Genomic DNA, 12,978 nt, shown 5'->3' on the forward strand with positions numbered 1-12,978 from the left:
GCTAGGTAGGGTTAGGAATTGATAAATAAAAGGTAGCTCCTTCGCCTACTACGGATTCTACCCACAATTCGCCGTCGTGCTTTTCTATCATTTTGCGGGCAATGGCCAGGCCGGCTCCCGTGCCGCCCCCGTATTTGTCTTGCGCATGCAGCCGCTTGAAGATGCGGAAGATACTCTCGAAGTGCCGCGCGTCGATGCCGATACCATTGTCCTGTACATAAAAAACGCGGTAATCAGCCGGGGTTGCCGGGGCAATGGCGCCGCGGGGGCCGGCCTTATCGGCCGGCGCCTCGCCTATCACGATGCGTTTTTCGGGCTTGTTGTTATATTTCAGGGCGTTGCTAATTAGGTTATTAAATACCTCGCCTAGCCGCGTGGGGTCGGCCATGATGGTCGGCAGCGGGTGGCGCACTTCCACGGTAGTGTTAGTTTGCTCGAGGCGGGGCTGCAGCAGCTCCAGCACCTCGGCCACCAGTTGGTTGAGGTCTACTGGCTGCAGCTCTAGGTCGAGGCGGCCTACGCGCGACATTTTTAGCAGCGAGTCGATAAGCGACTCCATGCGCTGGCTGAGGCGCACGAGGGTTTGCAGCTTGCTTACGCCCTCCTCATCGAGCAGGTCGGCGTAGTCTTCGAGCAAGAAAACCGAGTAGTTGTGTATACCCCGTAGCGGCTCTTTCAGGTCGTGCGAGGCCACGTAGGCAAACGAATCTAGCTCGTCGTTGCTGCGCGCTAGCTCGGTGTTGAGGCGGCTCAGGCTGGTAGCGCGGGTTTGCAGTTCGTTAAAAATCTTGAGCCGCACGTCGGCAATATGCAAGCGTAGCTCGCGGGCTGCTTCCAGCTCCAGAGGTCGCCAGGCCAGGGCGGTGTTTTCTACCTCCTGGCTCCAGGCCGCAAACGACTGCCTAGGCGACAAGAACACCTGGCCGTCCTCCATCTTTTGCTCCTTCTCATTTTTGCCGGCCCACGTCACGGTTTGCAGCCGCTCGGGCCTGAACCAGAAAATGTAGTCGCCGGGCTCCTGCGCCAGCGTAATGGCCAGAATGCCGCTGGCCGAGGCTCGCAGCGCGCGCCCCGCCGGGTTGAGCCGGGCGTAGGAGTCGGTGTAAAAAACATCTTGCGGCGCCTGCGCTTGCAGCCACGCCGCCAGCTCTATTATCTCGGCGCCGGTGGGCGTGTTACCTAGGGTAATCAATTCGCCTTCAAACAAGATGGCCGCCCCGCCGCAGTCAAATATATCGAGCAGGGTAGTAGGCTGCTTGTAGAGGCCTTCTAAGAAGTTGGCTTGGTGGCTCACCTGCTCAAATAGCCGCACCTGCGCCTGCTGAATGCGCAGCTGGTAGGCATGCTGCTCGAGCTGCTCCTTGGTGCGCAGCAGCGCCGAAAACGTTTTGCCAATAAACAGGCACATCTCGCGCAGCTCGTAGCTCACCAGGCGGGGGCTGTCGTGGTGGCACATGAGCATGCCCCACAGCCGGCCGTCCTGGATAATCGAGATGGTCATGGTGGCCGCCACCCCCATGTTCTTGAGGTACTGAATATGGATGGGCGACACCGAGCGCAACACCGCATACGTCATATCGGGCGGGCGGCCGGTGCTGGGGTTGCGCACCGGCACCAGCGGCGCGGGCTGGTAGTCCACGTCCGGAATAAAGCGCAGCCAGTTCTTCAGATACATGGCTCGCGCCTGCTGCGGAATATCGGAGGCCGGGTAATGCAGCCCCAGCAGTGGGTCGAGGTCGTCGCGCTTGGCCTCGGCTATCATCTCGCCGCTTTCGTCGGGGGCAAAGCGGTACATGCCCACCCGCGCAAACCCCGTGAGGGCGCGCACTTCCTCTACGGCGTGCTGGCAAAACTCAAGTACCGTGGGGGCCGTCAGCATCTGGCTCAGCGTGGCGTTGAGGGCGGCCAAGTCAAGGGGGTTGGCTTCCTTGTCGGCCACTGGCTCAAACTCGTGCCATACCAGCCCATCGTAGCGGTGCATAATGAGCTTGAACAGCGGCTTGCCCGCCACGTAGTCGAGGCGCACCCCCAGCAGCTTGGCCGCCTCCGTGAGCGTAGGCCACAACTGCTGCACTTCGACCAACTGGGTGGGGTTCAGTAGCCGCTCGAGGCCTTTGCCCAGCAGCTGGTCGACCGAGATGCCCACGTGCGCCTCCACGTTGTCGCTGACCTGCACTATCTGCCTCGTGGCCTCGTCGAGACAAAGGGTAAAGCCGTAGGGCTGCACCAAACCCGGTATATGGATGGGCTCGCGGTCGCAGTTAGTGAGGGTGATAGGCTGGCCGAAAAGACTCTCGTCGGTCAGGCTGGCGGCTGGTTGAGCCATGCGTCTAATTTTTGAAAAGTAAGGCTGGCCGACTGTACAATTTCGGCCTGGTTGTCGGGCGTCGCCTCCTGGCTAAGGAGCTGGCAAAACACCTTCCATAGCGGGCCGGTTCGCTCGCCGTAGCCCGAAAAATACGAACGTAGCGGAATGTTGGCTTTGGCCAGCTGGCGCGAAATTACTTGCCCGCCCAGCGTCGAGCCCTCTAGTACGTACATCGCACCCAGCAGCTGGGGCCAGGTACCTAGGGGCGGCATGTCGGGGCAAGCGGGCAGCTGGCCGGCAGGGAGCTGCAAATCTTCGAGAATAAGGTGTGCCCGCTGTCGGGTAGCCACCTCCCACTCCGGCCCTAGGTCTTGCTGCCGCAGCTGCGCTTCATAAGGCACCAGAAAGCCGTACATCTTAGTCAGAAAATGCACGGTGGCGGCTTCAGTGATAGTGCCGGCCGTGAGCTGCTGGTTGAAGGTGTTTTGCTCTAGCTGGTCGTGGGCAGGCCGGGTTTCGAGGCGCAGCGCCTGCAGGAGGGGGGAGGGGGACATAATAGCGAAAATACGGCGCCTGATGGCGCGGGGCTGTGCCCCGTGCCGACTACTCGTGGGCCTCTGGCCCGCACGTTGAGGGGAATTAGTTGAGCAAAAACCTACCTAACGTAGCCTGACGTACGGGCCTGAAGGCCGCGAGTAGTCGGCATGGGGCGCAGCCTCGTGCCAAGGATTATCGCACGCGCACCACGCCTGCTCCGTTATATGAGTGATATTCTGCGTTGTACATGGCGTCGGCGCTCACTGGACCCAGCTTAAAGGTGCCCTTGCTCACGGCCCGCGCCAGGTAGTAGAAGGTTTTGGGCGTGGTCGAGGCGGTGGTGAAAAGGTTGATGCGGTCGTCGCGCACGTCGAGATAATCGGGAGTGCTAGCGGCTGCGGTGCCTTTTACCTCGCGCTGCGGACCTAGGCGCGGGTTTTCGATTTCGAGGCCGGCGGGCAGCAGGTCGGTAATGGCCACGTTCTGGACCTCGCCGGCTGCGGTGGCGGCTTGTAGGGTCAGTTTCACCACTACTAAGTCGTTCTGGCGGATGCCGGTGGGCGAGATGGGCTGGCCGTCGCGGTTCAGGAACTGGCGGCGCACCTTAAGGTAGCTGTCCTCCTCGTGCACCCGGCCGCCGGCCGAGATGCCCTCCATTTCCCAGAAGTAGTAGAGCTGGCCCGCACCTAGGGCCTTCAGGAGCAGCTGGTAGTTGGCCACGTTGCGCACCGTTAGGTCTTTGCCGTCAAACTTGCCTAGCTGCTTACCACCCGCCGACAGCGTGGCCGTGACGGTGCTGGCGCGGGCACGACGCGCGATTTTGCCCAGCGACAGCAGCGCGAAAGCTGATTCCTGGGTGTTCATATACCGCTCGGCCTTCACTTGCCGGCTCAGTTGGCGGGCGATGCTGGCTACCTGCGGGTTGTTGGGGTCGGCCTCAAACAAGGCATTGAGTGCCAACGCCTCGTCGCGGATGGGTGACGAGAACGAGCCATCAAGCTCGCGGCGGGCGCTTTCGGGGGTAAACTGCCGGGGCAGGGTCTCCTGGAAAGCCTTTTGCTGGCCACCTAGGGCGTAGGTGCAGGCTAGCAGGAAGCGCGCGTCGCTGGTTAGTAGTGGGCGGTTGGCCTTGTAGTAGTTGAGGGCCACAGCATCTTGGCGGCCGGCCAGGGCCAGCACGTAGAGCGAGTAGGTTATTTCGCGTTTGGCAATGACGCGTTCGCGGGCAATGCGGTTGACGTCGAAATACTGGTACTTGTCGGTTTCGCGCTGCTTCACCCGGAACTGCATATAGGTCAATACCTTGTCGAGCAGCTTCTGGTTTACGGCGAAGCCGGCCTGCTTAGCCTCAAGGAGGAAGTGGGCGGCGTAGGCCGTGGCCCACCAGTTGTCATAGTCGCCGCCGGGCCAGTAGCTGAGGCTGCCGTTGTAGAGCTGCATGCTCTCAATTTTGCGGATGGCCTCCTGCACGTGGTAGTTGGGGTTGTAGCGCTGCACGTGGGGGCCGGGCTTCTGGTTGAGCGTGGCCGCCAAATCGCCGAAATACAACTGCGGAAACGCAGCCGACACGGTTTGCTCGAGGCAGCCGTAGGGGTATTGCAGCAGGTAATCGAGGTTCTTGGAAAACTGCGTGAGCGGCGAGCGGCTCAAAAGCATCTTGCTCCGCAGCGAGGTGGGCAGGAAGTCGGTCCGCAAATCGAGCGTGGCCGGCGCGCTGGCCATAACGTCGCCGCTGCCAGTGCGCTTTTCAAGCGGCGCGGCGGGGCGAATAGGGAGTTCGATGATTTCATTGTTCCCCATGACAGAAGGGTCCTTCTTTCCTGGTTCGTCATGAAAAATTCGAGCATTTATAAACACCGTTCCGACCTGCTGGGCAATTACTCTAAAGGTTACTCTCTGCTCACTGTTAGGAGCTAGCTTGACAACTGAAAATGGATTTGTGACACTCTTTACCTCTTTGCCTTTACCGAGTACAATCTCACTTTTGCCGTTCAAAAAAACAGTAGCCAATTGACTGATTTTATCAATATCACGTTTCCCGCCTGTAGTTTGAGCAAACAAATCGACTCTACCGTTTAATACGCTTTTAGTCGTATTCGTCAGTGTCACCGGCACGTCTATCGTATCGCCAGGCGACATAAAGCGTGGCAGCGCCGTGCTAATTACCACCGGGTCGGCCACCTTCATGGTCTGCTCGGCGCTGGCAAAGGCGTCGTCTTTGTAGGCCACGGCCATCACGCGCAGCGCCCCGCTGAACTGCGGCAGCCGCACTTTGTACTGCACCAGGCCGTTGGCGTCGGCGGTCAGAATGCCGCTCCATTTAGCCAGCAGTTTCACGCGGCGGCTGGGCACGGGCGTGGTGCGGCGGCCTAGGTCGCCGGCGTCGCCGCCGCTGCTGCTAGTGCCCAACTCGGGCAGCAGGAAGGGGTAGATGTCGAAGGCCCCGACTTCGAGCGCCCGCTTCTGGTAGAAGTAGGCGTGGGGGTCGGGCGTGCGGTAGTCTTTGCGCTGCAAAATGCCCTCATCTACCACCGCTAGCGTGACCTGAGCGCCGGGCGCGGTGCGCACCTCGATAGTCTGGAATACCTGCGAGCGGCTCTGCGTGGCGGCTTTCAGGGTGAGGGGTAGGTGGGTGCTGGGCTTTTCCACCGTCAGCGGCACGAAGCCCCGCGCCACCGTCAGGGGCAGCGAGTTGTCGGTAATGGGCCGGATGGCGGTGGCCGTGACGTAGATATTCGGCACGTGCCCGCCGCGGATGGGCACGCTCACCCGCGCCGATTTTTGGTCGGTATCGACGTAGAAATGGTCGAGCACGCGGTCGCGCTCTACTGTCACGAGAATGCGGCCGGGGAAGGGCGTTTTCAGCAGCAGCTGGGCCGTTTCGCCGGGCTCGTACTTAGGCTTGTCGGCCTCGATGATTACCTCGCCTTCATTGTTGACCTCAAAGGAGTTGCCAGCCGTGTCGCCGCTGCCGTAGGCGTAGAAATACTCGGCTACGTAGTTGCTGGCCTCGGGCCGCATGATGCGCACCTCGTACTCGCCCGAGTACTGCGGCCGGAAGAATATTTTACTGGTGCCTTCAACGGTAAACTCCTTGCTACTGAGCACTTCCTCGCGCCGCTGCGAATTATACACGTAGCGGTCGCCTTGGCGCTCCAGCACGGTTTCCCAGAGCTTGCGCACGATGGTAACTTGGGCCGTGGCCGTGGTGACTTTGCCCGCCGGCGTGAGAGCCACGAACTGTATGGGCACATCCTGGTGCGTACCCACCAAGCCACCGATGCGCTCGATGCCGAACATAGCCTTTTGGGTCTGCACCTCAAAGGTAGCCAGGCGGTTAACGGGCCGGCCGGTTTCGTCGAATATCGTGGCGAAGGCTGTGCCCGTGAGCGTGCCCATGTCGCGCACGTCGGGTAGGGTGTAGGTGGCCGTGCCGCGGCCGGCAGCGTCGGTTTCGCCCTCGCGCCGCTCGTGCTGAAACTGCTCGGCCAAGTCTTCCAGGGCGCTGCGCCCGGTGCCCGACTGAATAGAAAAATTATAGCCAGGATATTCTTTGGCCGAAAATGACTTGGCTTTCAGCGAAAACTCGACCTCAAACTTGCGCCCCGCCGCTGGCGGTCCAAATAGGTTGAGGGCCGTGATTTTAGCGTTCACCGTTTCGGCAGGGCGCACCGTGGTGGGCGCGGCGGTCACGGTCACTTTCAGCCGGTCCGGTATAAATTCTTCCACGCTCACTTGCCGGGAGGTCAGCAGCACGTCGTTGCCGGTCAGCACCTCCAGCGTGTACAGCCCCGTCATGATGCTGGCGGGCAGGATGAAGCGCGATGCCACCGCGCCGGTCGCGTTCAGGCGCTCGCCTAGGTTCACGTATTCCTTGCCAGTGGGTAGTAGCAGGCGCACCTTCACGGGCAGGCCAGCTGGGGGCGTGCGCCAGTCGTCGTTCCGCACCACGGTGTTGGTATAAATAGTGTCGCCGGGCCGGTACAGGTCGCGGTCGCCGTACATAAAGGCTTGGTAATGCGCGGCGTTGCTGGTTAGCCCGCCCACCTCAAAGCGCGAGGTTTCGACCCGCGTCTGGGGCAGGTTGATAAACGAGAAATCGGCGTCTTTCACCACCGTTACCATGCCCAGGCGCAAGCGCGAGCCGGCCACGCTGTCGTAGCGGGCCACACCCTGGCCGTTGGTAGTGGCGGTGCCCATCACTTGGTTGCTGGTGCTGAGAAAGCGCACCGTGGCCCCGCTTATCGGCTGCGCCGTGCGAATAGAATTTAGAAAAACTACCGTGCCCCCATCGGCATTTTGCCGCGCAATGAGCCCTAGGTCGGTGAGCGCCACTAGTTTTTCCTCGCGTAGCCACAGGTGCTCGGTGTCTTGCACGCGCACCACGTAGAGGCCCTTGAGCGGGGCATTGAACTCTAGGTCTTTGAGATTGAGGCTGAGCAGGTGCAAGCCGTGCTGCTTTTTGAGCGCCGCCGTGGTGTAGGCGCGCGTGAAGAGCACGTCGCCCCGGTTTTCGAGCTCGTAGTACTGGTAGCCGCCGCTGCCGCCGTCGTTGTCGGGGTCGCCGTCGCCGCTGTACTCGCCGTCTTCTTCGCCCTCACCGTCTTCTTCGCCCTCACCTTCGCTGCCGCCTTCGTAGCCATACTGCTTGCCGCCGCGCAAAAAGTCCTGCACGTTGCTGGCGTATACTTTGGCCACGGTCACTTGCACTTTCTCGATGCCATTGAGGCGCAGGCCGAGGCTGCGGGTACCTAGGGAGCTGAGGTACATAGCCTTCTCAGCGCTGGCAAAGCTGATACTTGGCGTGGTATTGCCAAAGCTCACGCCCTGGCTAAACCGCTCGGTCAGCCGCCCGCCCAGCGCCCCGCGCAGGCCCGGCTCGATGCTGACCTGGTAATCTTTGCCCACCTCAAAGCCGCCGCGTAGTAGCAGTCCACTTTCCTGGGCTTCTATCGAAAAAGACACGGCTGGCTCTACCTGCAGCAGTGGCTGAATATCGGCCACCGATACCGGCTGGTTGGTAAGCAGCTGCACCACCGGCTGCCCATCCAGCACCGAGCCCGTGAGCTCGCGCACTTGCAGCGTCTCCTGCTCGGGCACTGCAGCCGAGGCCGTGAGCGGCGCGGTAGTGGCCTGGCTGCCGGCCACCGCCTTCAGCCCCGACGCCACCGTAAATTCCAGCTGTTCGCCGGGTGCCACCGGCTGGTTGATGGTGAGGCCCAGCGTGTGGTCGGGCTCTACGGCGGTGAGGGTGAAGGCTACCGGGCGCCCATTTTGGCTCAGCGACAGGCGCGGGCGCAGGTCGGCAGGCCGCACCGAGTAGTTGAATACCAAGTTGGCGCGCAGCTCGGCGGTGCCCGCCGCCTGCTCGCTGCGCCCGTAGAACACTTGCGCGCTACCTAGGGCCACCAGCGGTGTATGAAACTTATCGCGGTCGAGCGTCAGCTTTTGCTTGCCCGAGGGCAGGGTGGCCGGCCGCAGGCGGGCCGCGAATACCGTGCTCGGCCGCAGCGGCTCGTAGGGCGAAAACACCAGTTCGCGCCCCTCGCTAGTCCACTTAAATTTGCCCCGAATGGCGGGCTCAAACTGCACGTAGCGGGTGGTGTCCCACTTGCCTTCCTGCGTGGCCGGTGCCACCGGCTCATCAAAGGCAAAAGTGATGTTCTGGTACGGGTCGATTTCTTCGCCATCGGCCTCGGTAGTGGCGGTTTGGGCCTGCTCCTGGTCGGTTTTTTTAGAGCAAGAAAAGGTAGTGGAAAGCGCTAAAAATAGCAGCGGCAGCAGGCGACAAAGGCGCATAAATGAGCCGGGAAAAACGGCGCAGAAAGGTAGGGGGCTGGCGGACAAAAACACGCCATTCTATATTCATTTTTAGCTGTTTTACGCGCTTAGCCAGCGCCTCTAGCGTTTCTTTGACATAAAAATTGGTTGCATGCTGTCGCATCCCCACGAAGTATTTCTCGAAGTAGCCCAGCGCCTGAGCTTTACAAAAGCCGGGCAGGCGCTGTTCATCAGTCAGTCGGCGGTGAGCAAGCAGGTGAAGGCCTTGGAGGAGCACTACCAAACGGGCTTGTTTGAGCGCCTAGGGGGCAGCGTGCAGCTCACGCCCGCCGGGCAGAAGCTATACCAAAAGCTGTTGCAAGCCAAGCAGCTGCAGCAAGAGCTGCAACAAGAAATGAGCGAGCTCAGCCCCGGCTTTGCGCCGGCCGTGCACTTGCTCATTGGGGCCAGCACTACCATCTCGCTCTATGTGCTGCCGCCGGTGGTGGCCGCCTACTTGCAGCAGCATCCGCAGCACCAGCTCAGCCTCAAAAATCGCAACAGCGACAATATCCTGCGGGCGCTGCTAGCGCACGAGATTGAGCTTGGCATCATCGAGGGCATTCACAAAGTGAGCCACGTAACTTACACGCCGCTGCTCACCGACGAGGTAGTGGCCGTGTGCGCCGCCAGCAACCCCCTAGGTGGCCGCGAGCTAAGCACCGCCGACTTACTCAGTATCCCGCTGGCGCTGCGCGAAGTAGGCTCCGGCACCCTGGCTGTGCTCGAAGAAGCGCTGGCCACGCAGGGCATCAAGCTGGCGGCTCTGCCGGTGCGGGTGCGCCTAGGGGGCACCGAAGCCCTTAAAAACTTCGTGCGCGTTGAGGCTACCTGCCTAGCTTTTCTACCCCGTCAAGCTGTGGTGAAGGAGTTAGCCACGGGCGAGCTTAAAGAAGTTAGAATTAAAGATTTGTCGCTGCTTCGGCAATTCAATTTCATTCAGCGCAAGGGCACTGAAAACAACGGGCCCTACCGCGATTTTTTGCGCTTCACACAGCGCTACTATTCTAGTAAGGAATAGGCTATGCGAAAACTCCATTTCGCTGGGGCATAGCGGCGCGTATAGGGCACCCAGAACTTTGCCCCATGAAACTGACAGTTGCCCCGTCGCTCTCGCGCATGCACAGCCTGCACTGTGCCCGTTGCCACACGCCTTACTCGCCTTTCGAGCTGCAAAGCGTATCGGCCTGCTGCCAGCAGCCACTAGTGGCCGACTACGACCTGCATTATGCCCCCACACCCGCCGAAGCTATCGACCAGGCCGACAGCTCGATGTGGCGCTACGGTACGCTGCTGCCTTTGCTGTCGGAGGCCAATAAAGTGACCCTAGGCGAAGGCCTGACGCCACTGCTGGCCCTGCCGCGCCTAGGTGCCAAGTACGGCTTTAGTGCGCTCACTCTCAAGGATGAAGGCCAAAACCCCACGGGCTCCTTTAAAGCGCGCGGCCTGAGCATGGCCATTTCCAAAGCCAAGGAGCTGGGTACGCAGGGCTGCATCATTCCCACAGCTGGCAACGCAGGAGTGGCGATGGCGGCTTACTGCGCTCGTGGCGGCTTGAGCGCCACCGTGGTCATGCCCCGCCACACGCCCGAGGCCTTCAAGGAAGAGTGCTACTGGTATGGCGCGCGGGTCGAGCTGGTTGATGGCCTCATCAACGACTGCGCCGCCCGCGTGCGTCAGCTCAACGCCGGCGGCGAACTGCTTGATATTTCAACTCTCAAGGAGCCCTACCGCCTCGAAGGCAAGAAAACGATGGGCTACGAAATTGCCGAGCAGCTAAGCTGGCAGCTGCCCGACGTGCTGCTTTATCCCGCGGGCGGTGGCACGGGCCTCATCGGCATTTGGAAGGCCTTTCAGGAAATGAAAGCGATGGGCTGGCTCGCACCCGAAACCGCCCTGCCGCGCATGGTAGCCGTGCAGGCCGAAAACTGCCGCCCGCTCTACGACACCTATTTCGGCCACCAGGCTAATTCTATGAACTACAACGGCCGACCCACTCTTGCCAATGGCTTGGCCGTGCCGCGCCCCCTAGGCGAGCCCTTGATGCTAGACGTGCTGCGCGAGTCGCAAGGTACCGTTGTGAGCATCAGCGAAGAAGGCATGCTGGAAGGCATGCGCGAGCTCGGGCAGCAAGAAGGCCTGTTTGTAGCTCCTGAGGGCGCCGCCGTGTGGATGGCCGCCCGCCAGCTGCTAGCCACCGGCTGGCTGCGCGCCGATGAGCGCATCTTGCTGCTCAACACCGGCAGCGGCCAGAAGTATATGAGCAACGTGGCCGGCCGCGCCTGGGCGTAGAGGCTGATATATTACTAAAGACGATTGTCATTACGAGCGCCAGCGAAGCAATCTCACCTACTCAGTTACTGATTGGGTGCGATTGCTTCACTGGCGCTCGTAATGACAATTGCCGTTTATGGTCGCTGTAACTGCTTCAAGCCCCCTTAAGGTAATAACCCCGGTACCTTTGCCGGCCCATGCGCATTCTGCACGTACTTTCTGCTAATTTCTTTGCTGGCTCGGTGGCCTACGCGGTGGCGCTGGCTGAGGCGCATCGCCGCCAGGGCCACCAAGTGTGGCTGGCTTCGGATGCGGCCAGCTTGCCCACGGCGGCTACGGTGGTGCAGCTGCCCATTAGCCAGCGTAAGTACCGGCAGCGCTGGCACAATATTCAGGCCCTGCGCCAGCTCATAAAGGAGCAGGCCATCGACGTGGTGCACGCCCACTCACGGGCCGCGAGCTGGGTTAGCTACTTTGCCGTGCGCGGGCTGCCAGTGCCGCTGGTGAGCACCGTGCACGGCCGCCAGCACCTGCACACGTCTACCTCGCTCTTCGATGTGTACGGCGATAAGGTCATTGCCATCTGCGAAAACCTGGCCGAGCACCTGCGCACTGAAGTGAAGATGGCGCCCAGCAAACTCGCCGTGGTGCCCAACGGCATAGCCTTCGCCCCCCTAGGTGCCCCGCCGCTAGCAGATACAGATAAAGTCCCGCGCATGGCCTTTATTGGCCGTTTCAATGGTCCCAAAGGCGAGCAAGCTGCAGCCCTGTGTGCGCACGTATTTCCGCCGCTGCTGCGTGAGCACGCCGGCCTGCGGGTGGCCCTTATTGGGGGCGAGCTCGACTACTTGCCCGCCGCTGGCAAAGCAGCCCTAGGTGCCTTGCAAACCGAATTTGGGGAGCGCATCGAAGTAGTGGGCTTCACCGACGACGTGCCCGGCTGGCTCGAAAAAACGGACCTCGTTATTGGGGCGGGCCGCGTCGTGATGGAGGCGCTGGGCGCCGGCGTAGCAGCCCTAGCTATGGGCGAAGCCTGCTATGCCGGCCGCGTGACGGAGGCAACCTACGAGACAGCCGCCGCCTCTAACTTTGGCGACATCCTGGCGCAGCAAGGAGTGCAATCCATTGATTGGCAGCTGGTATTGCACGATGCGCAGGATTTTTGGCGGCAACCTAGCCGGGTGGCCCAGGCCTTGCAGCAGCGCGTGCGAGCCGACTACGACCTAGCAGCCATCGCAGCCCGCGTGCTGGGGGTGTACGAATCGGCGCGCATGAAAAAGGCCGTGCCCGGCTTCATTCCGGTGCTGATGTACCACAAAATTCCGGACGCGCCGCTAGCCTCCAAGCACCAGATTTTTGTGACCAAGGAAAACTTCGCCAAGCACCTGACTTATTTCCAGCAGCAGAAATTTACGCCGATTACCTTTCGCGATTACCAGGAGTTTGCCAGCGGCCAGCGGCCGCTGGCCGAATTTCCGCGCCGGCCCCTTATCCTTACGTTCGATGATGGCTACGTTGATAACTACACCAACTTGCTGCCGCTGATGCAGCAGGCCGGCTACCGCGGCGTGCTGTATCTCCTAGGTGACTTCGGCGTGCGCTACAACTATTGGGACGTGGCTGCCGACCCCACCGAGCCGCGCGCTGATATTATGGACGCTGCCCAGAAGCAGGCCTTCGTGGCGGCTGGCTGGGAAATTGGGGCACACACCATGCGCCATCCCAAGCTGCCCGAACTACCCGCCGCCGAAGCCGCCGCCGAAATCGAGCAAAGCAAAACCGCGCTTGAGCAGGTCCTAGGTACCGAAATTATCTCCTTCGCCTATCCTTACGGCGCCCTCACCGAGCAGCTAAAAGCCCAGGTGCAGCAAGCGGGCTTCACCTACGCCGTAGCCACTGACACGGGTGGTATGCACCTGGAAGACGACCGGATGCAGATTTTTCGCATCAATATGTTTCCGCACGAAACCGCGGGCAGCCTCTTCAAGAAGACCGCACCCTGGTACCGCCGCTACTACCGCTGGAAGCGCAAAAAGTGA

General features: G+C 61.1%; 6 protein-coding genes. 3 read left to right on the forward strand and 3 right to left on the reverse strand.

From position 1 onward, the window contains the following. Position 1: 1 nt before the first annotated feature. From JAO77_RS09665 to JAO77_RS09675, 3 genes are all read right to left on the reverse strand, one after another. Complete coding sequence (locus JAO77_RS09665; RefSeq protein WP_198990149.1) at positions 2–2,326, reverse strand: ATP-binding protein; 2,325 nt, start codon at positions 2,324–2,326, stop codon at positions 2–4. Continuing rightward, positions 2,302–2,862 carry a biliverdin-producing heme oxygenase gene (locus JAO77_RS09670; protein WP_198990150.1) on the reverse strand — a complete coding sequence of 187 codons (561 nt, stop codon included), beginning with the start codon at positions 2,860–2,862 and terminating at the stop codon, positions 2,302–2,304. The genes JAO77_RS09665 and JAO77_RS09670 overlap by 25 nt, the downstream gene beginning before the upstream one ends. Before the next feature lie 175 nt (positions 2,863–3,037). After that, positions 3,038–8,644 carry an Ig-like domain-containing alpha-2-macroglobulin family protein gene (locus JAO77_RS09675; RefSeq protein ID WP_198990151.1) on the reverse strand — a complete coding sequence of 1,869 codons (5,607 nt, stop codon included), beginning with the start codon at positions 8,642–8,644 and terminating at the stop codon, positions 3,038–3,040. 133 nt (positions 8,645–8,777) lie between these two features. Between JAO77_RS09675 and JAO77_RS09680 the strand changes: the two genes are divergently transcribed. The 3 genes from JAO77_RS09680 (at position 8,778) to JAO77_RS09690 (ending at position 12,978) form a co-directional block, all read left to right on the forward strand. Further along, positions 8,778–9,686: a LysR family transcriptional regulator gene (locus tag JAO77_RS09680; RefSeq protein WP_198990152.1), complete on the forward strand. Its 909-nt coding sequence runs from the start codon at positions 8,778–8,780 to the stop codon at positions 9,684–9,686. Between the two features lie 65 nt (positions 9,687–9,751). Beyond that, positions 9,752–10,957: a threonine synthase gene (locus tag JAO77_RS09685; protein WP_198990153.1), complete on the forward strand. Its 1,206-nt coding sequence runs from the start codon at positions 9,752–9,754 to the stop codon at positions 10,955–10,957. A 179-nt stretch (positions 10,958–11,136) separates the two neighbouring features. Further along, complete coding sequence (locus JAO77_RS09690) at positions 11,137–12,978, forward strand: polysaccharide deacetylase family protein (protein WP_198990154.1); 1,842 nt, start codon at positions 11,137–11,139, stop codon at positions 12,976–12,978.

Source organism: Hymenobacter sp. BT559, assembly GCF_016427535.1.
Classification (GTDB): Bacteria; Bacteroidota; Bacteroidia; order Cytophagales; family Hymenobacteraceae; genus Hymenobacter.

What these genes read in the sequence shown, in the direction of transcription:
- JAO77_RS09665 (WP_198990149.1), bottom strand. Translation starts at nt 2,326, where the DNA reads ATGGCTCAACCAGCCGCCAGCCTGACCGACGAGAGTCTTTTCGGCCAG.
- JAO77_RS09670 (WP_198990150.1), bottom strand. Translation starts at nt 2,862, where the DNA reads ATGTCCCCCTCCCCCCTCCTGCAGGCGCTGCGCCTCGAAACCCGGCCT.
- JAO77_RS09675 (WP_198990151.1), bottom strand. Translation starts at nt 8,644, where the DNA reads ATGCGCCTTTGTCGCCTGCTGCCGCTGCTATTTTTAGCGCTTTCCACT.
- JAO77_RS09680 (WP_198990152.1), top strand. Translation starts at nt 8,778, where the DNA reads ATGCTGTCGCATCCCCACGAAGTATTTCTCGAAGTAGCCCAGCGCCTG.
- JAO77_RS09685 (WP_198990153.1), top strand. Translation starts at nt 9,752, where the DNA reads ATGAAACTGACAGTTGCCCCGTCGCTCTCGCGCATGCACAGCCTGCAC.
- JAO77_RS09690 (WP_198990154.1), top strand. Translation starts at nt 11,137, where the DNA reads ATGCGCATTCTGCACGTACTTTCTGCTAATTTCTTTGCTGGCTCGGTG.